This is a genomic window from Aquibacillus halophilus (genome assembly GCF_009649745.1).
Taxonomy (GTDB): domain Bacteria; phylum Bacillota; class Bacilli; order Bacillales; family Amphibacillaceae; genus Aquibacillus; species Aquibacillus halophilus.
This window is the reverse complement of record NZ_WJNG01000001.1, coordinates 77,051-96,747: the sequence shown is the minus strand read 5'-3', so window position 1 is coordinate 96,747 and position 19,697 is coordinate 77,051. Positions and strand designations below refer to the sequence as shown.

22 protein-coding genes are annotated in these 19,697 nt (G+C 39.5%); all 22 read left to right on the top strand.

From position 1 onward, the window contains the following. The first annotated feature begins 128 nt into the window (after nucleotides 1-128). The 22 genes from GH741_RS00440 (at nucleotide 129) to GH741_RS00335 (ending at nucleotide 19,332) form a co-directional block, all read left to right on the top strand. The gene (locus tag GH741_RS00440) at nucleotides 129-971 is read left to right on the top strand and encodes an alkaline phosphatase family protein (protein WP_420809377.1); all 843 of its coding nucleotides are present in this window, start codon (nucleotides 129-131) and stop codon (nucleotides 969-971) included. Nucleotides 972-1,002: 31 nt separating this feature from the next. Continuing rightward, a complete protein-coding gene (locus GH741_RS00435; RefSeq protein WP_240795357.1) occupies nucleotides 1,003-2,118 on the top strand; it encodes an ABC transporter substrate-binding protein in 1,116 nt (371 codons plus the stop codon). Beyond that, nucleotides 2,085-2,942: an ABC transporter permease gene (locus GH741_RS00430; protein ID WP_240795356.1), complete on the top strand. Its 858-nt coding sequence runs from the start codon at nucleotides 2,085-2,087 to the stop codon at nucleotides 2,940-2,942. Before GH741_RS00435 ends, GH741_RS00430 begins: the two co-directional genes overlap by 34 nt. Beyond that, complete coding sequence (locus GH741_RS00425; RefSeq protein WP_153734807.1) at nucleotides 2,939-3,781, top strand: ABC transporter permease; 843 nt, start codon at nucleotides 2,939-2,941, stop codon at nucleotides 3,779-3,781. The genes GH741_RS00430 and GH741_RS00425 overlap by 4 nt, the downstream gene beginning before the upstream one ends. After that, nucleotides 3,781-4,821 (top strand): ABC transporter ATP-binding protein, encoded by a 1,041-nt coding sequence (locus tag GH741_RS00420; protein WP_153734806.1) that lies wholly within the window; start codon nucleotides 3,781-3,783, stop codon nucleotides 4,819-4,821. The genes GH741_RS00425 and GH741_RS00420 overlap by 1 nt, the downstream gene beginning before the upstream one ends. A gap of 11 nt (nucleotides 4,822-4,832) precedes the next feature. Beyond that, the gene (locus GH741_RS00415; RefSeq protein WP_153734805.1) at nucleotides 4,833-5,618 is read left to right on the top strand and encodes a DeoR/GlpR family DNA-binding transcription regulator; all 786 of its coding nucleotides are present in this window, start codon (nucleotides 4,833-4,835) and stop codon (nucleotides 5,616-5,618) included. Then, on the top strand, nucleotides 5,615-6,607 hold the full coding sequence (locus tag GH741_RS00410; protein ID WP_153734804.1) for a PHP domain-containing protein: 993 nt from the start codon (nucleotides 5,615-5,617) through the stop codon (nucleotides 6,605-6,607). The genes GH741_RS00415 and GH741_RS00410 overlap by 4 nt, the downstream gene beginning before the upstream one ends. 12 nt (nucleotides 6,608-6,619) lie before the next feature. Beyond that, on the top strand, nucleotides 6,620-7,417 hold the full coding sequence (locus GH741_RS00405; protein WP_153734803.1) for an MgtC/SapB family protein: 798 nt from the start codon (nucleotides 6,620-6,622) through the stop codon (nucleotides 7,415-7,417). A 12-nt stretch (nucleotides 7,418-7,429) separates the two neighbouring features. Next, entirely contained in the window at nucleotides 7,430-8,098 is a 669-nt protein-coding gene (gene eutL, locus GH741_RS00400; RefSeq protein ID WP_153734802.1) for an ethanolamine utilization microcompartment protein EutL, read from the top strand. Between the two features lie 17 nt (nucleotides 8,099-8,115). After that, nucleotides 8,116-8,577, top strand: coding sequence for a BMC domain-containing protein (locus GH741_RS22050; protein ID WP_153734801.1), 462 nt, complete (start codon nucleotides 8,116-8,118; stop codon nucleotides 8,575-8,577). A 5-nt stretch (nucleotides 8,578-8,582) separates the two neighbouring features. Further along, nucleotides 8,583-10,052, top strand: coding sequence for an acetaldehyde dehydrogenase (acetylating) (locus GH741_RS00390; RefSeq protein WP_338079180.1), 1,470 nt, complete (start codon nucleotides 8,583-8,585; stop codon nucleotides 10,050-10,052). Between the two features lie 29 nt (nucleotides 10,053-10,081). Beyond that, the gene (locus GH741_RS00385) at nucleotides 10,082-10,366 is read left to right on the top strand and encodes a BMC domain-containing protein (RefSeq protein ID WP_153734799.1); all 285 of its coding nucleotides are present in this window, start codon (nucleotides 10,082-10,084) and stop codon (nucleotides 10,364-10,366) included. Beyond that, nucleotides 10,356-11,159: a phosphate propanoyltransferase gene (gene pduL, locus GH741_RS00380; protein WP_338079179.1), complete on the top strand. Its 804-nt coding sequence runs from the start codon at nucleotides 10,356-10,358 to the stop codon at nucleotides 11,157-11,159. The genes GH741_RS00385 and pduL overlap by 11 nt, the downstream gene beginning before the upstream one ends. A gap of 28 nt (nucleotides 11,160-11,187) precedes the next feature. After that, nucleotides 11,188-11,979: a hypothetical protein gene (locus GH741_RS00375; protein WP_240795355.1), complete on the top strand. Its 792-nt coding sequence runs from the start codon at nucleotides 11,188-11,190 to the stop codon at nucleotides 11,977-11,979. Beyond that, complete coding sequence (locus GH741_RS00370; protein ID WP_153734797.1) at nucleotides 11,979-12,257, top strand: EutN/CcmL family microcompartment protein; 279 nt, start codon at nucleotides 11,979-11,981, stop codon at nucleotides 12,255-12,257. The genes GH741_RS00375 and GH741_RS00370 overlap by 1 nt, the downstream gene beginning before the upstream one ends. 39 nt (nucleotides 12,258-12,296) lie before the next feature. Then, entirely contained in the window at nucleotides 12,297-12,638 is a 342-nt protein-coding gene (eutS, locus tag GH741_RS00365; protein WP_153734796.1) for an ethanolamine utilization microcompartment protein EutS, read from the top strand. Then, nucleotides 12,638-13,084, top strand: a complete 447-nt coding sequence (locus GH741_RS00360; RefSeq protein ID WP_153734795.1) for a EutP/PduV family microcompartment system protein — start codon at nucleotides 12,638-12,640, stop codon at nucleotides 13,082-13,084. The genes eutS and GH741_RS00360 overlap by 1 nt, the downstream gene beginning before the upstream one ends. Further along, complete coding sequence (locus GH741_RS00355) at nucleotides 13,074-14,543, top strand: ethanolamine ammonia-lyase reactivating factor EutA (protein ID WP_153734794.1); 1,470 nt, start codon at nucleotides 13,074-13,076, stop codon at nucleotides 14,541-14,543. Before GH741_RS00360 ends, GH741_RS00355 begins: the two co-directional genes overlap by 11 nt. A gap of 16 nt (nucleotides 14,544-14,559) precedes the next feature. Beyond that, entirely contained in the window at nucleotides 14,560-15,921 is a 1,362-nt protein-coding gene (locus GH741_RS00350) for an ethanolamine ammonia-lyase subunit EutB (protein WP_153734793.1), read from the top strand. Nucleotides 15,922-15,944: 23 nt separating this feature from the next. Next, nucleotides 15,945-16,817: an ethanolamine ammonia-lyase subunit EutC gene (gene eutC / locus GH741_RS00345; RefSeq protein ID WP_153734792.1), complete on the top strand. Its 873-nt coding sequence runs from the start codon at nucleotides 15,945-15,947 to the stop codon at nucleotides 16,815-16,817. Nucleotides 16,818-16,840: 23 nt separating this feature from the next. Continuing rightward, the gene (locus tag GH741_RS00340) at nucleotides 16,841-17,578 is read left to right on the top strand and encodes a glycerophosphodiester phosphodiesterase (protein WP_153734791.1); all 738 of its coding nucleotides are present in this window, start codon (nucleotides 16,841-16,843) and stop codon (nucleotides 17,576-17,578) included. A gap of 65 nt (nucleotides 17,579-17,643) precedes the next feature. After that, nucleotides 17,644-19,332 carry a glycerol-3-phosphate dehydrogenase/oxidase gene (locus GH741_RS00335; protein WP_153734790.1) on the top strand — a complete coding sequence of 563 codons (1,689 nt, stop codon included), beginning with the start codon at nucleotides 17,644-17,646 and terminating at the stop codon, nucleotides 19,330-19,332. Nucleotides 19,333-19,697: the final 365 nt, after the last annotated feature.

Sequence of the window (19,697 nt, the reverse complement as noted above, 5' to 3'; positions counted from 1 at the left end):
TCCCTCTGCTCTTGACTCTTAAATTTAGAATATTTAGAAAAATATATTGACTTCCAATATCCAAGCACTTAATATTAAGTAACCAACAAGAAAACACAACAAACCACAAAAAGTAAACAAGAGAGGTGTTGTTTTTGGGTAAAACCATCATGGTTGTACTCGACGGATTGAGATATGATGTAGCCATTTCAGAAATGGGATATTTGAATCATCTCGTTGAACATTCGAAAAGTGCTTTATATAAAGTGAAATCGGAACTCCCAAGCTTATCTCGACCATTATATGAAGTTCTATTAACTGGAACACCTAGTTCGATAAATGGGATTACAGCAAATAAAATAGTTAGATTATCCAATCAAACAAGTATCTTTCATCTTTGTAGAAAGGAGGGACTTACCACTGCGGCAGCAGCTTACTATTGGGTGAGTGAGCTTTACAATAGTGCTCCTTTTAATGTGTTTAAGGATCGATTACAGCATGATGTAGAGAAACCGATCCAACATGGAGCATTTTATTTTGAGGATACATATCCAGACTCCCATGTTTTTGCTGACGCCGAGCATTTGAGAAAAACGTATGACCCCGATTTTTTGTATATTCATTCCATGAATATTGATGATGTAGGTCATAAGTACACATCCAATTCAAAGGAATATCGAGGTCAAGCAAATGCTGCAGATAGCCTGTTAGCACAATTGCTACCAACTTGGATGGCTGAAGGCTATGAAATTTTGATAACATCCGACCATGGCATGAATGAGGATGGACACCACGGAGGAACTGGGAGTGGTGAAAGAGATGTGGCGCTGTTCGCAATTGGAGAAAGTTTCAGAACGCCGAGTAATAAGGAAGGTATTTTCCCGCAAATAGGCATAGCTCCTCTAGTATGCAGACTTCTCGGGTTACACCCCACAGAAGCAATGAATCAGATTCCACTGCCGGGGTTTGTAAAAAATAACCAGTTGGAATAAATAGTGAATAAGAATTAGAGGAGGAAGAACAATGTCAATTGTTACAAGGAAAATGGGGAAAACTTTATTTTTTGGTTTACTGTTAATTCTTATCTTTACTTTAGCTGCTTGTAGTTCTGATAGTGCCCAAGGGGATAGTGATGATGGAGGAGATTTAGGTGAAAATCCTACTTTAGAAGAACTTCTACCGTTGGCTCAAGAAGAAGGAGAAGTTATAAGTGTTGGTATGCCTGATAACTGGGCGAACTGGAAGGATACATGGGCTGATCTTAAGTCTAAATACGACATAGAACATACAGATACTGATATGAGTAGTGCAGAAGAACTTGCCAAATTTGAGAACGAAAAAAATAATGCTCCAGATATCGGTGATGTTGGTATATCCTTTGGTCCGATTGCTGAGGAAAAGGGATTGACAGCGAAATATAAGACCGAATACTGGGATGACGTTCCGGATTGGGCTAAGGACGATGACGGTGATTGGATGGTTGGATACACTGGTTCCATCGCATTCCTTTGTAATAATACATTAGTTGATACTTGCCCGAAATCTTGGGAAGACGTGAAAAATGGCGATTACAAAATATCCGTTGGTGACGTTACTAAAGCATCACAAGCACAATACGGGGTATTGGCAGCATCATTTGCATATGGTGGTGACGAAACAAATCTTCAACCAGGACTAGATTTCTTTGCAGAACTTGCAGAGCAAGACCGAGTGTCAAAGGTTGATGTGTTAGTACCAAATATTCAAAAGGGTGAAGTTGAAGTTGCTTTGCTATGGGATTTCAATGCACTTGGCTACAGAGATGAACTTGATGCTGAAAAATTTGACGTCCACATTCCAGTAGATGGCAGTGTTATTAGTGGATATGCATCTGTTATTAATTCAAATGCTTCGAACCCTAATGCAGCAAAGTTAGCAAGAGCTTACATTTTTAGTGATGAAGGACAGATCAACTTGGCAAAGGGTTATGCCCGACCAATTCGTACTAATGTTGAATTACCTGACGATGTAGCTTCCTTGTTAATCGATAATGACGAGTATGCTAAGGCGATGCCAGTTAACGATTTTGAAGCATGGGAAAACACGATAAAGGAGCTTCCACAGTTATGGCTAGAACAGGTTCAAGCAAAAGTAAAATAATGTTAATGGCGTTGGTTCCGCTTTTGATTTGGGTCTTCGCCTTTGAAATTATACCTGTCTTTCAAATGGTTGTAATGAGCTTTCAAAATAGTGATGGTCTAGGGTTTACCCTAGACCAATACTATAAGGGCCTCACAACTAGTTTGTATCTGGAAGCAATGAAAAACAGTATTGTTATTTCTATTAATTCCAGTGTAGCAGCTATGATCATTGCGTTATTTGTGGCCTATTCAATTACAAGATTCACAACCGGTATTAGGGATCAACTATTGATGGTCTCCAATATGATGACCAACTTTGCTGGCGTTCCGTTGGCATTTGCTTATATGATCCTAATGGGTAATAACGGCGCTTTGCTCCTACTCCTAGAGAGGATGGGCGTTGAAGCAGCAGGTTCATTTGACCTCTATTCCCAGACAGGTGTTACACAGCTTTACATATACTACCAGACTCCACTAGCTATTTTATTAGTTTATCCGATTTTTTATGGTATTCGTACAGAATGGAAGGAAGCTGCTTCACTACTTGGTGCATCTACTTGGAAATTTTGGCGCTACATCGGTATTCCTGTGCTTCTTCCGGGACTTCTCGGAACGTTTAGTCTGTTAATTGCTAACGCATTAGGCGCTTATGCAACAGCTTATGCACTGACAGGGATTAGCTTTAATCTTTTAACGATTCGAATAGCTGCACTTGTGTCTGGAGATATTTTCCCGAACTTTCAACTTGGCAGTGCATTAGCAGTTATTCTTGCAATCATTATGATATTCTCCTTGGTAGTTAATGAACTGATGCTAAGGTGGTCAAGGAGGAGAGGGACATGAGCCATGACACAACCAAGAAAACAAAAGGCCTCTTTTGGCACCAAGCTGTCATTGCATTACTACTAATCTATTTATTTCTTCCAGTAATGGCAACATTATTACTATCATTAGCTAAGGAATGGCAGTCGGAACTTGTTCCGCACCATTACACGCTTCAATGGTACGTTGAAATTTTTACAGATGTGCGATTTATAAGTGCGATGGGTAGATCAGTTTTAGTTAGTGCTATTACGGTCATTATTTCACTGATGATTATGGTGCCAGCTATTTTCGTAATAGCGGTCTACTTACCGAAATGGGAGAAGTTACTACAAATAGCAGTATTACTTCCATTTGCATTTCCTCCAGTTGTAACAGCTATTGGTCTAATAAAGATTTACTCTAGTGGTCCAATTGCTATTTCAGGAACAATATGGATCTTGGTGGGTGCATATTTTATTTTGATTCTTCCCTTTAGCTACCAAAGTATACGAAACAGCTTAAGGACAATCCATGCTAAGGACCTTATGGAGGCAGCGGAGATTCTTGGAGCAGGGAAAATTACCGCGTTTGTTCAAGTGATTCTTCCTAACATCTTACCGGGTATTTTAATATCTAGTTTACTATCATTCTCGTTAATCTTCGGTGAATTCGTTTATGCGAATTTGCTAGTCGGAGGTAGCTTTGAAACGATTCAAATTTACCTGTTCAACAAAATGAGAACAGGTGGTCAGACAGCAAGTGCTGTCGTAATAACTTACTTCATACTTATTTTCATAATTTCAGGATTTATTATTAAACTCGGCAGGTGGAAGCCTAAAGAATATGTTGCTTCAACTATAGCAAAGGGGGGAGAATAATGAGTTACGTAAAAATTGAAGGTGTATCAAAATATTTCGGTTCTACCAAGGTATTAAACAATATCTCCCTTTCCATCGAAGAAGGTGAATTTATCACACTGCTGGGTCCTTCAGGCTGTGGGAAGAGTACATTGTTAAGGGCGATTGCTGGACTAAATGATTTGAGCTCGGGTGATATATATGTAGGTGACAAAAAAATTACTCATTTGCCATCTAAGGATAGAGAAGTGGGGATGGTGTTTCAGTCCTATGCTTTGTTTCCAAACCTAAACGTGTTCCAGAATATAGCGTTTGGTCTAAAAATGGAGAAAATGGATAAGGAACAATATACGGTTAAGGTTGAAGAGATGGTTGAGTTAATTGATTTAAAAGGAAAGGAAAATATGTACCCTGGCCAATTATCAGGAGGGCAGCAGCAGAGAGTTGCTCTTGCCCGTGCTTTGATTAAGAAGCCCAAAATCCTTTTGTTGGATGAACCACTAAGTGCATTAGATGCCCAAATCAGAAGAACGTTAAGAAACGAAATACGTCTAATACAGCGCAAGTTAAATATGACGACTATTTTTGTTACTCATGACCAAGAGGAAGCCTTAACGATTTCCGATCGAATTTTTGTCATGAACCATGGGGATATTGAACAAGAAGGCGGTCCAAGGAGTATTTATACTTCTCCAGAAACGGAATTCGTTGCACGATTTATCGGCAATTACAATGTGCTGAAAAAGTCAGAATTAGAAACAACTGGCGCTCGGTTAGTAAGTGAAAATGAACTATTTGCTATCCGACCAGAAGCCATTTCTATTTTTCCATTAGCTAAAGAAGGGCACAATATGGATGAAACGATAAATATCATCTGTGAGGCGGAAGTGGTCATGTCAACTGTGCTTGGTAATGTGATGAGATTCGATATGGATGTTAAGGGGATTGGCATCACCGTAGACGCTTTAAATGAATCTAAAATACATTGGATTAAGAATGGTATGACTGTCCAGATTGCCATTCCTATTGAAGAGTGTAAAGGATTGAGAATCCCCTCTTAAGGAGGTTAATCATGTCTTTATCTTACGAGGATAGAAAAAAGAAGATATTGGAGAAGCTTTACAGAGAAGATTCTGTGAAAGCTTTAGTAATGGCAAAAGAACTAAATGTATCAACAGAAACAATTCGGCGTGATTTAGAAAGATTAGAACAAGAAGGAAAGCTTAAAAAGGTTTATGGCGGTGCAGTTAGTGCGAAATCTGATTCATTTGAACCTCCCTTTGAGATGAAAACACATCTAAATGCGGTGGAGAAAGCGGCTATTGGCAAGTATGCCGCATCCTTAATTAATGATGGAGATACCATTATGATTGGTAATGGAACAACTACAATTGAGATTATTCGCCATTTGAATCAGTATGAAAACATAAAACTTGTTACTCATTCGACACCAACCGTTTTACTCGCTATGGAAATGTTTAAAGGTCGAATCATTTTTATTGGTGGCGAGGTAAACATTGAACAAAAATCTGCAACCGGTCCGTTAGCCGAGTTGGTACTATCTCAGCTTAATGTGAACAAAGTATTTATTTCAGCTGGCGGTGTTTCATTAGTTGATGGTGTAACGGATTATGATTTAGCTGAAGCTTATATTTCAAGGAAAATGATGGAGCGGGCTGACGAGGTTTTTCTCCTAGTAGATCATACGAAATTTGGTAAAACAATGTTTGCTAACATTTGTCCACTGCACGAGGTATATACAATCATCACCGACAGTGGTTGTTCCGAGGAATGGAGACAATATATATCGGAGAAAGATATCCATCTCCATATTGCAGACGAGGAGGAATCGGAATGAAGATCGACCACCATTTTCATCTAGAAGAAGGTCCATATTCGATTCGATGGTTAATGCGAACTACCCAAGCAATAGTAAACGCGGATCCAAACATGAAAAATCATTTAGAGATTCATTCCCTAGACTGGATGCGCGATCTTCTTGGGGCATTAAATCACCGAGTTCAAAAGGGGAGCTATTCGGATGAGTGGTTGGATCAGTATATTCGATTAGGAGAAGAACAAGGGATAGGACATTTTGGAATCGTTGATCATTTATATCGATTCACGGAATTTCGCTCTTATTATGAAAGATACATGGTATTAGATAGTTCACAGACAGGAACAATGCAACGATACTGGTTAGATAGAGTTTGTACAGAATCCATCGAAGGCTATTTTGAGCTAGTTCGTCGCTTTCAGAAAAAAGGTACACCTATATCGCTTGGTGTTGAAGCAGATTTTTTCCCGGGTTGTGAAAGTGAATTGGAGGAATTGCTTGCTCCGTACGAGTTTGATTTTGTTATTGGATCTGTACACTTTATTGATGGTTGGGGATTTGATAACCCTGAACTGCAACATCGTTTTGAAGAACTAGAGCTTCTCGACCTTTACACGCAATTTTTTGACCATGTGATTGGAGCGGCCCGTAGTGGTTTATTTCAAATTATTGCACATCTAGACAACATAAAAGTATTTAATTATCGGCCGGATGAAGAACTGCTTATACCTTTATATAACAGAGTTGCCAAAGCGCTAAAAGATGCAGATGTAGCCACTGAAATCAACATGGGTTTAGCTTATCGCTATCCTGTTAAAGAAATGTGCCCTAGCCCGTTGTTTCTCGAGACGCTTCACAAGAATGGGGTACCAATTACCACGAGCTCAGATTCCCACTTTCCAGATGATCTTGGAACGATGATTGAGGATGCCGTCGAGCAAGCCGTTCAGGTAGGTTACAAAGAAATTGTTTATTTTAAAAATAAAAAGCGTTACTCGGTAGACATATAAGTGTTGACTTTAATGATTTTTAATCCTGAAGTTTGGCAAATCACTGAAGTTGAAATAAGCATACGCCTAGTGATAGCTCTTGTTCTCGGCGGTGCAATTGGTTTAGAGAGGGAACTTGGATCCCATCACGCAGGATTTCGTACTCACATTCTTGTTTGTTTAGGATCAGCATTAATTGTTCTTTTGTCTATTTATGGTTTTTCACAATTTGCAAATGAGCCCAATGTAAGAATGGATCCAGCTCGACTGGCGGCACAGGTTATTAGCGGTATCGGATTTCTTGGGGCCGGTACGATTCTTAGGACAGGGAAAATTGTCTCGGGACTTACTACCGCTGCATCGTTATGGGTAAGTGCAGCTATTGGACTTGCTGTAGGTGCAGGATTTTACTTTGCTGCTATCCTCTCTACCGCACTTGTACTTATCTCTTTATTTGCTCTTAGCAAGATGGAGAAACTACTGACTAGAAGGAAGACTCCTCAAGAATTATTGTTGAAAATGGTAGAGGGTCCTGGTCATTTAAGTGGTATTTTAAATAAGCTTGCTAGTACTGGTGTAGAAGTTAAAAAAATAGATATTGATAACCTAGAATTGAAGACTTCAGATGAATTGGTATCGGATTATATCCAATTAAGATTAACAGTTAAGTTTAAAAAATCAAGTAGTTTTCAAGATGTTCTAGAGGAATTATCTCTTATTAACTATATTATCAGTGTTAAAACAGATTTCATTGCATCTTCAACATTGAAGAAGAAAAAGAGGCGTGAAAAAAATAAAGATTCAGAAATAGATACAACCTCATCCTTATAAATAAGCAAGAGAATGGAGGAACAAGTTGTGAGAGAAACACCGATTAGGGCTGTTCCGTTATCTATCCGTATTATTCCAATGGTCGATCAAGGACTTGTTTCCCATCTAAATTTATCCCCCCACATAAGAAGTTTAGGCTTAATTACTTCAACAATTGACGATGTTGGTTATACGGCAGTCGATGAAGCAACGAAGAGAGCTGCGGTTGAAGTAGTGTATGCAAAATCCTTTTATGCCGGGTCATCTCACGCTTCAGGACCATTATCTGGGGAATTTATCGGTATTCTTGGAGGCGAGTCTCCTGAGGAAGTTAGGAGTGGTCTTGACGCTGCGCTATCTGTCATGAAAGAAGGGGCGTGCTTTTACGCTTTAGATGAGGAAGGAAGCCATACATATTATGCACACGTTATTTCAAGAACAGGAACTTATCTATCACAAATGGCTTCTATTCGAGAAGGAGATCCACTTGCTTATTTAATAGCCCCTCCAATCGAGGCATTGTGTGGTTTGGATGCTGCATTAAAAGCGGCGGATGTGTCGTTAAAGCTTTTTTATGGACCGCCGACAGAAACTAATTTTGCTGGAGGATTACTGACGGGATCGCAATCAGCATGTATGGCAGCTGCAGAAGCATTTGCGGAAACAGTTCGTGCTGTTTCCGTCCAACCTCAAACCTATTAGTAAAGGGTGGATGAATTATGTCAAAAGAAGCGCTTGGAATGATTGAAACATTGGGGTTCCCTGCTTTAATTGCTGCCGCCGATGCAGCCACAAAAGCCGCAAATGTTAAGATTATTAATTATCAAAAAGCAGATGCTGGTATCGTCACTGTCTACTTAACAGGTGATGTAGCATCGGTCAAAGCCGCAGTAGATGCAGGAGCCGAGCAAGCAAGAACAATGGGACAATTACTATCTTCTCATGTTATCCCAAGACCTCAGCAGGATGTAGCAAAACTGATTAACAAATTAGAACGCACTTCTAACAAATCTGACAAGCTTGTAGACAATCAGAAAGAGCCTGCTAGTATGTTAGTTTCCGAGCTGCGTAGTTATGTTAAAGGGTTAACTGGGTTCCCGCTTTCATCAAGCGAAATCAATAAGGCGAAAAAAGCGACATTATTAAGAATGCTCGATGAAACAAACGTAAAAAGGAGTTGAAGCATGTGAAGCTTGATGACGATCTCCAAGCTATTCAAGAAGTTCGTAATGCACTCCAGCAGGCTAAAGAAGCTCAAGCCTTTTTGGGAAAAATGTCCCAAATTCAAATTGATGAAATAGTCCTGGGGTTATCCGAAGCTGCTACAGAACATTCTGAAACCCTAGCGACTATCGCAGTCAAGGAAACTGGATTTGGGAATGTCGTTGATAAAACAGCGAAGAACTTATTTGCGAGCGTTCAGGTGTATGAAGGAATAAAAAATCTCAAAACAGTAGGGATTATCAATAAAGATGAAGTGAAAAAGGTATGGGAAGTAGCTCAACCGGTTGGTGTGATTGCTGGTATTGTACCATCGACGAATCCCACTTCAACAGTTATCTTCAAATCGTTAATAGCTTTGAAGTCACGCAATGCTATTGTTTTCAGTCCGCATCCATCTGCCCAAAAGTGTACATTGGAGGCAGTCACTATTCTTAGAGCAGCGGTGAAAAAGATGGGGGCTCCTGAGGATGTTATCCAATGTTTAACAAAGCTTTCGATGTCAGCCACTAAGGAGTTGATGGCTCATACAGATACTGATCTGATTCTAGCAACTGGCGGAACCGCAATGGTTAAGTCAGCGTACAGCTCTGGTAAACCTGCATATGGCGTTGGTCCAGGAAATGTTCCAGTTTATTTCCACACTAGTGCAGATCTTGGTCAATCAGTAAAGCAAATAATTCAAAGTAAAACCTTTGATTATGGAACCATATGTGCCTCTGAACAAGCAATTGTCGTCGATCTCCAAATTAAAAAAGCATTGAAACAAGAATTAGAACGGCAAGGGGCTTACTTTTTGAATGACGATGAAAAGACTAAGGTTGCTGCAATAATTATGGCGGGTTCAGGAATGAATCCTGGTATTGTTGGAAAATCCCCACAAGTGATAGCAGAAATTGCGGGAATAACTATTCCTATAGATTGTGACTTGCTAATTGCTGAAGAACAGGAGATAGGGATAAATCATCCATTTTCTGTTGAGAAGCTTTGTCCGATTCTTGCTCTCTATACTGCAACTGACTGGATTGAGGGACGTGAGTTATGTGGGAAACTACTAGAACTGGGAGGTTTAGGCCACACCCTCGGAATACATTGTTTGGAAGAATCGGTTATTGAAGCTTTCGGCCTTGAAATGCCAGCTTCCAGAATCATTATCAACTCTGGCACAACCTTTGGCGGTATTGGTGCAACAACAGGTATTCAACCCTCGTTAACACTGGGTTGCGGAACATTTGGCAATAACATTACCACGGATAATATTGGTCCGATGCATCTGTTAAATATTAAGAGAGTTGCTTTTGGGGTTCGAGAAATGGAAGCACCAGTAAAAACGGCACAGAAAAAGCAAGAAGATCTTTTACAAGTACAAACCCAGGTTAATCGTGATGAAGTATTTAATATAGTTAAAAGTATATTGTCAGAGCTAAAACAATAGTCAATTAGAACTCTAAGGAGGAAAAGAAAATGGCAGAATTATCAGCATTAGGAATGTTAGAAACGAAAGGTTTGGTCGGATCAATTGAAGCTGCGGATGCAATGGTGAAAGCTGCTAACGTTCGTTTAGTCGGCAAAGTCCACGTCGGAGGCGGTCTTGTTACTGTTATGGTTCGAGGTGATGTAGGAGCAGTTAAAGCAGCAACAGATGCCGGTGCTGCAGCTGCAGAAAAAGTAGGGGAGCTTATTTCCGTTCATGTTATTGCTCGTCCGCATTCTGATATTGAATCTATCCTACCTAAGCTTGAAGGATAAGCAAAGAGAGACTATGGGGATTGTTACCGAATCAAAGTTAAGAGTGATGCTTGCTAAAGGCATCCCAAATCCTTATTCAATCGCCAAAAACACAATTCTAACACCTGCTGCAAAAGACTTCCTAAAGGATAGGGGTATCTCATATGAGGTTGTCGCGGATGTGAAGAAAGAGGAAGAACAGATCAGACAAGGAGGTTATCCTCCCATTCCAGTGGGAGTCTCCAACCGACATGTACATCTATCTCAAGAAGATATAAATATACTATTTGGTAAAGGGTATGTGCTAACGTCAATGAAAGAACTATCTCAAAAAGGACAGTTCGCAGCCGTTGAGCAAGTGAATCTTATTGGAAGTAAAGGCACGATAAAGAGGGTTCGAATTCTTGGCCCTTCTCGAGATGTAACGCAAGTAGAGGTTTCTAAAACTGACTCCTTTCATCTAGGGTTAAGACCTATGGTTAAGCTTTCAGGAGATTTAAACGATACACCTGGGATTGTTATTGAAGGTCCTAAAGGAACAATTACGTTAACTCAAGGTGTTATTATCGCAAAATGTCATGTCCATATGTCTTTCGACGATGCGAAAATATATCAAGTAACAGATGGTGACAGGATTTCATTAAAATCTTCCCAAGATCGTTCGGTTACTTTTAATGAAGTAATTATTCGTGTTAACTCGAATTTTTCGCTTGATTTTCATATTGATATGGATGAAGCAAATGCTGGATTTATAACTACTGGTGATTATGTAACGATGGTTTCAAAAGACAACAATCTGTTCTCAGGCACCTAAGGAAGGTGATGTTTTGGATATCAAACTTATGGTTGAAACAATAGTAAAAGAACTTATCAAATCCGAGGACCAAGTAAGGAAAGCTAAATTACTTTATATTTTTTGCGATAGCACGGCACATGAGTCCTTCCTTGATCATTTTATTGAGCTTCAAAATGAAGGTATTAGCTATGACATGCTTTTCCTTGATGGTGATACATCCTCTTGGCTTGGCTTACACAAAGTAGAAAGCACTGGTTCAAATAGAGTGATTGCAGCCGATGAATATGCACCTGCTCCAATTGAACTTCCTAGGGAGTATGACGGGGTTATCATACCGGAAATAGATGTAGATAATGCCGCTCGTATTGCAAAGGGTCTAAAAGGGAGTGTCAAATCCGAAATAGTTTTTTTCGCTATGTTACTTAATAAATTTGTCATTGTTGGCGATGATGGTTCAGGTATTAAGCGTTCGGATCGTCTTGGTCTAAAGACTCTGACCTTACCTAGTGGATACAAGAAGTTGTTTTTAAGTTTAAAAGAGGAAATGAGCGAACTAGGAATTGAATTTTGCAGGATTACTGATTTGACTAATACAGTTGTTACCAAGGTGAAAGGACTTGCACAGCTTGAAAGCACAACATCTAGTAACCCCTCTGTACAGGTGCCGGATTATGGAACATTAATTACTGCAAATGATGTACCTTCAATATTAGATTCAGGTCACAAGAAGGGTAGTAGCTTGCACCTAAGTAAACGTACCAAGGTATCTCCTTTAGCTAAGGATTTGTTTCGTGAGAAAGGGATTGAACTTCATTATGGAAATGAAGGTGAGGCCTAATGTTTGTAGGAACAGTGATAGGGAGTGTTTGGGCGACGCAAAAGGAAGTGGGAATGGAAAATTTAAAGCTAATGATTATTCAACCCATCGACTGGAAAGAAAATGAAAGCGGCCAGACAGTTGTTGCAGCCGACCGAATAGGTGCAGGAATAGGCGAAAAGGTGATTGTTTCTAGAGGTAATCCTGCACGCAACTTATTTCTAAATAAACAGATACCGGTAGATGCTGTCATTGTCGGTATAGTTGATTCTTTTGAGGTACACGACGTAAGCAAGTAACTTTAAACTATTGAACTCTTGGTCGATAGGAGGACAAAGATGGATATTGAAAAGCAAAGAGTAATACAAGAGTATGTACCTGGTAAACAGATGACACTTGCACATGTTATAGCTAACCCCGATCAACAGCTATACACAAGGCTTGGAATCAAAGAAGCAGGAGCGATAGGAATTATGACCTTGACTCCAACGGAAACGGCAATCATTGCAGCCGATATTGCTACCAAATCCGCGGATATTTCGATAGGCTATCTTGATAGATTCACAGGATCACTAGTGATAACTGGGGAAGTTTCTGCAGTTGAAATGGCACTAGATGCAGTTAACATATTTATAACCGAAAAATTAAAATATACACCGGCAGTATTGACTAGGTCCTGATGGAACGAAAAGTTATGTTGATTGGAAGTATTGGTGCCGGCAAGTCAACGCTAGTGAAACACCTACTAAACGACAAGACACCCGCGTCCAAAACACAAAGTTTGGACTATAACGATTGGCTTATTGACACACCAGGAGAGTACGCGGAAAATCCTATGTTTTATCGATCCCTTATGGCTACCTCATTTGAGACAGCCTTAGTCATAATGGTTCAAGATTCTACCAACGATCGAAATATATTTCCACCAGGTTTTTCAAGCGGATTTCCTGTTCCGTGTATAGGGGTTATTACCAAGATTGACCACCCAGATGCCAAAGTCGTAACTGCACAACAAATTCTTCAACAATCACTTATACAGGGGGAACTATGGTTTACCTCATGTGTTACTAATCAGGGGATCAATGAACTTCGTGAACGATTATGGAGATGGCGAAATGATAAATAATGAAGATATGTGGATTATGAGCGCGGGAATAGATTTAGGTACTAGCACCACTAAACTGATTTTCAGTTCACTTAAGTTATCCCGTCAATCTAGCTTGGTAGCCCTTCCTCGTTATGCTATTAGTGACAGGAAGCTTCTCTACAAAAGCGAGATCATGAACACGCCGATACGACCAGGAACCGATGAAATTGATATGGAAAAAATCACATTATGGTTGAACAAGGAATACAAGAAATCGGGCATAAATCAAAGTGATATAAAAACTGGAGCTGTAATCATAACTGGTGAAACAGCGAACAAACGTAATGCAGAAAATATTACGCATGCTCTAGCCGAAAAATCTGGAGACTTTGTTGTAGCATCTGCTGGGGCTGATTTAGAGTCGTTACTTGCTGGCAAGGGTGCAGGTGCACAGGAACGGTCTAATCACATACATGGGGTAGTAGCAAATTTGGATATTGGTGGGGGAACCTCAAATGTTTCTTTTTTCCATAGAGGAAAGTATTTGGGCTCTATCACCTTTCATGTTGGTGGTAGGTTAATTTGCTTAAAGAAGGATGGAACGCTTAACTATATTTCTGACTCGATTCAAACCTGGCTAGGTCAGAATAGCTATGAATTGAAGCTTGGGCAGACGGTAAGTTTTTCTTTTTTAAGGGAGTTGATGCAACGATGGAGCGAAAGTTTTCTAAGCTACTTAACTGGAGATGTTTTGGATACTTCGGCAAAAGAACTGGTGATGGAGCAGCCGATTGATGATTTACCAGTAATAGAAGAGGTCATGATTTCAGGTGGCATCGGAAAACTGATGAACCAACCGGCTCCTGAGAGTTTGGAGGAGATGGCGAGATACGGCGACGTCGGGCCTATGCTTGCATCATCGTTACAGCTTGTTTTGAACAACTATCCATCTATTCGTGTGATCAAGCCTCAGCAAACCAATAGAGCTACCGTGATCGGTGCAGGCATGCAAAGTACGGAAATTAGCGGTTCGACTGTTTTTATAGAACCTGGATTGCTACCTTTAAGAAATCTTCCAGTTCTTAGGCTAGATTTGGATACATATCAGGTTTCACATCCTAAAATACTTAAGTTAACAATAGTGAAATTGTTACATCAAGGCATCGAGCTCTTCGGGGACTCAACATCGCCTCCCTTCGCAATCGCAATTAAGGGTCTTGGAACATGTTCGTACACCTCTATGAGAAACTTGGCTGAAATACTATCACAGGAATATAAAACAACCCTCCCTGAAAGTGAAGCGTTAGTAGTAATTTGTGAAGATGATATGGCTAAAGCTCTTGGACAAACGCTTTACATGGTCTGTAAAGGGAAACCAAGTATTCTATGTATTGATCAGATTTCTATTGATTTTGGTGACTTTATCGACATTGGCGAAGTTCTATCAGGAGCAATGGTTCCTGTCGTTATAAAAACACTAGCTTTTTCTAAGGGATAATGGAGGTGACATAATCATGAATACCAAAACTGTATTATTAGGAAAGACCTATCAGTTTCAAGACTTGAAGGAAATTATGGCTAAGGCGAATGAGGAAAAGTCAGGGGACCAGTTGGCAGGAATTTCAGCACAGGATGCCAAAGAAAGAATTGCGGCAAAATATATTCTCGCGGATTTAACTCTTTCTGATATACGTAGTAACCCACTTCTTTCACCTGAACAAGATGAGGTCTCACGTGTTATTGATGAAGGTATCAACGAGAGAATATATAGTGAAATTAAAAATTGGACTATTGCTGAATTGAGAGAGTATCTACTTAGTAGCATCATTGGTGATTCCGAGATTAAGAGAATCAGCCGTGGACTAACCAGTGAAATGATAGCAGCTGTAACAAAAATAATGACTAACTTGGATCTGATTCAAGCTGCTGCGAAAATAGAAGTAACAACACATTGCAATGCTACTATTGGTCAGAAGGGAATCTTGTCAGGAAGAGCTCAGCCTAACCACCCAAGAGATAACCTAACAGGTATTAAAGCTTCCTTATATGAAGCATTGTCCTACGGTATTGGCGACGCAGTTATTGGCATTAATCCTGTTATTGATATGGTCGACAGTGTAAAGGATATCCTGAGTTTAACCAAAGAGGTTATGACTAAATGGGATATACCTACCCAAAACTGCGTGCTTGCTCATGTTACAACACAAATGAAGGCAATACGAAATGGAGCTCCTGCCGATATGATTTTCCAAAGTATTGCTGGAACAGAGCTAGGAAATAAAGCTTTTGGCATAGATGAAGATCTATTAAATGAAGCAGATGAGTTAATTCGTAAGGAAGGGACGGCACCAGGTCCAAATCTCTGGTACTTCGAAACAGGTCAGGGTTCCGAACTTTCTGGGGAAGCACATCATGGAATTGATCAGGTGACTTTAGAGTCTAGATGTTATGGTCTAGCGAGAAAATACAACCCCTTCATTGTTAACACAGTTGTTGGTTTTATCGGTCCTGAGTATTTATATGATACGAAGCAGGTAACCCGGGCCGGACTAGAAGATCACTTTATGGGAAAAATGCACTTACTCCCGATGGGTGTGGATGTCTGTTACACAAATCACATAAAAGCGGACCAGAATGATATGGATAATCTGTCACTCTTACTGGGAGCGGCAGGTGTTAACTTCATCATCGGTGTTCCAATGGCAGATGACTGTATGTTGAATTATCAGTCCACAAGCTATCATGATATTGCTACATTAAGAGAGGTTCTTAAGTTAAGACCAGCTCCTGCCTTTGAACAATGGTTAGAAAAAATGGGAATCATGGAACATGGAAGATTAACGAAGGCTGCAGGAGATCCCACGATGTTTATGTAATCGTAAAAAAAGAGGGGGAGCTTATGGAAAAGAACCTGGATATCAACGCATTGGTCGATAAAGTAATGGAGCGTATAGCTGAGGAAATGAATGATTCAGCCCCTAAGGAGGATAACGACCATTTCGTTTCAGAAGAATCATCGGAAGAGATGCAAGAAGAGATAGCTATTCGGACCTCCAATATACCAAACCCGAAATGGGAGGACGGGGTAACCGAGATTATCGAAAGCACTCCAGCTAGAATTGCTGTATGGAGAGCAGGGACTAGGCCTTTAACAAAGACCATGTTGAAATTAAGGATTGATCATGCTGCCGCAGTCGATTCTGTGTACGGTGAAGTCGATGATAAATTGCTCGATGAATTCTCGTTTATAAGGATTGAAACGATGTATGAAAATAATGAAGAGTATTTAAAAAGACCTGACAAAGGCAGGATTATTACTGAGGATGGTATTGCAGTATTAAAGGAAGAATGTATCGCTAAGGCACAAGTACAGATTGTGGTATCAGATGGATTAAGTGCGAATGCTGTTAATGCAAATTTAAGAGATGTTTATCCATCCCTGCTTGACTCGTTAGAAATTAATCAATTGAAGACGGGTACACCCCTATTCGTAAAGGGCGGTAGAGTTGCGTGCATGGACCATATTGGTGAAATCCTTCAACCAGAAGTACTTGTTATTTTAATTGGAGAAAGACCCGGGTTACTCACTTCCGAATCAATGAGTGCTTATATGTGTTATCGACCAAGAAAAGGAATTGTCGAATCTAATCGAACTGTTATCTCAAACATTCATAAGGTCGGAACTTCTCCGTTGGAAGCCGGAGCTCATATCGGTACGATATTAAAAAAAATGTTAGAACAAAAAACAAGCGGAGTTAAACTAAATATTTAAGAAGAAGAAGTGAGGAGAGATTCATGCAAACATTGATTTTTGCACACCGAGGCGCTTCCGGTAAAGCACCGGAAAATACGATGGCTGCGTTTAAACTCGCTGTTGATCATGGTGCCGATGGGATAGAGCTGGATGTTCAAATGAGTAATGATGGACATCTTGTGGTGATTCACGACGAGACAATTGATAGAACAACCGATGGTACTGGCTGGGTTTGTGAACTATCCCTTGAACAATTACGAAGCGTCAGAGCAGGCCACAGGTCTAAAATTTATAAAAGAGAAAAAATTCCACTTCTTTCTGAAGTGCTTGAACTTTTACAACCGACAAAGATGGAGTTGAACATTGAATTAAAAAATAACCTCATTCCATATGAGGGGTTGGAAGAGAAACTCATTAATTTGATAAGTAAATATGGAATGGAAAAACGAACTGTTATTTCTAGCTTTAATCATAATAGTATTGCAAAGCTTTCAATAATTTGCCCCGAGATTGAAAAGGCTATTTTATATGAGATGGGAATATTTGAGCCCTGGGAATATGCTAAAAAGGTTGGAGCACAATCAATTCATCCTCACTTCCATAATAGTTCGCGAAGCATTGTAGATCGTATGCACAAGGAGGGTATGAGTGTAAGACCATGGACTGTGAACACGGATACTGAGTTTATGGAAATGCTTGAAATGGATGTAGACGCAGTTATTACGAACTATCCACTAAAGATGAAGCGTATTTTAGAAAACTATTATAAAGCTTTATAATGAATTAATTTTGAAACCAATCCTATTTTTTTCTAAACAGGTTGATATATTGAGGAGAAATTGACATGTCATTTTCCAGTTTAAATAGAGAAAACATGTATAAAGAAATGAAAAATACGACACTAGATTTGATAGTTATAGGTGGTGGTATTACTGGCTCTGGTATAGCGCTTGATTCGGCTAATCGTGGAATGAAAATTGCTTTACTCGATATGGATGATTTTGCTTCAGGAACGTCTAGTAAATCAACAAAGCTAGTTCACGGTGGCCTTAGATATCTCAAGCAGTTTCAATTTGGGGTGGTATCTGAAGTTGGTAAGGAAAGGTCGATTGTTTTTGAGAATGCCCCCCATGTGACAACTCCCGAATGGATGTTACTACCCTTTTACAAGGGTGGTAATTTTGGTCCGCTAACGACAAGTATTGGACTAAGGATATACGACTTTTTAGCAGGTGTCCGAAAGGCTGAAAGAAGAAAGATGTTAAAGCCAAAGGAAACCTTAAAGCGTGAGCCCTTGTTAAAAAGTGAGGGGATAAAAGGTGCCGGTTATTATGTCGAATATAAAACGGATGACGCCCGGTTAACTTTAGAGACTCTAAAAAGGGCAGTAGAAAAGGGCGCTATCGCTATAAACTACGCAAAGGTGATTAACCTAATTTATGAAGATGGGGAAATTAGTGGAGTTGAAGTTGAAGATCAAATAGATAATAATTGCTACAAGGTGTACGCCAAAAAAATCGTTAATGCAACGGGACCATGGGTGGATACAATTAGAGAAAAAGATGGTTCCAAACAACTAAAAACATTAAAGCTGACCAAGGGTGTTCACTTGGTCTTTGATGGTGAAAGATTCCCATTGAAACAAGCAATCTATTTTGACGCCCCTGACGGACGGATGATCTTTGCAATCCCGCGAGATGGGAAAACATATGTAGGGACAACGGATACAGTATATCAGGGTGATATATCCCACCCAACAGTGACTATTTCGGATCGTGATTATCTATTAAAGGTGATTGAATATATGTTTCCGGTAATTAATATAAGCGCTTTAGATGTAGAATCAAGTTGGGCAGGATTAAGGCCACTAATATATGAAGAAGGTAAGGATCCCTCTGAAATTTCTCGCAAAGATGAGATTTTCATTTCTCAATCAAAACTTATTTCTATCGCCGGTGGTAAACTAACAGGATATAGAAAAATGGCCGAAGACGTTGTTGATTTGGTTGCTAAAAAGCTAAAAGAGGACGGTGGGAACATTTTTACCAAATTAAGCACTAAGGACCTGCTACTTTCTGGTGGTGATGTAGGCGGATCAGTTGGTTTTGAATCATTCAAAACAAAAAATATCAAAAATGCTATCCGTTTAGGTATCGAAGAAGAGGAAGCTGTCAAGCTTGTATCTAGGTATGGATCGAATATAACTAAATTATTGGACATATATAAAACAGTTAAGGAAATTGATAACAGTCAGGATAAGGACTTAGTGATATGTGCTATGGTTAAATATTCAATTGAATACGAATTAGCGTATAAACCGGCGGACTTCTTCGTAAGGCGTACAGGCGCCCTTTTCTTTGATATCAACTGGGTAAACTTAAACAAAGTAAACATTATCAATTACATGTCAAATGAATTAACATGGACACCACAACAAAAGCTGCAATATACCGAAGAACTAAAAATTTTATTGCGTGAAGCAGAAAAACCGTCCCTTGATGTCACATATCCTTTGAATTATGGAACAAACTAATCTTCACAGGCCAAATTATCATTTCGGTTCTTTTCAGGGCGTCCAAACTCTTTACAGTATGTATCTTCTAATAATATATTAATAAAACCAAAATCTACGGCTTTGGAAATTGATTTTAAGTATATGAATACAGAGTGAAAGCTAAATTGCTTTGGTATTTTGAAGCATAAAAAAACCCCCTAATGGTTTGGTATTTCGACGTACTAATTATACCATTTAGGGAGTTTTTTTATGGAGAAAAGAGCTTTCTAAAAATCGTAAATTTTAAGGGACTTTTTCACTGTTCCCGAACCGTCCCCATGTTCACGCCCGCCATTCACATGTTTCCCCATCCTCTAGTTTCCTATATAATATACTCAAAAGAA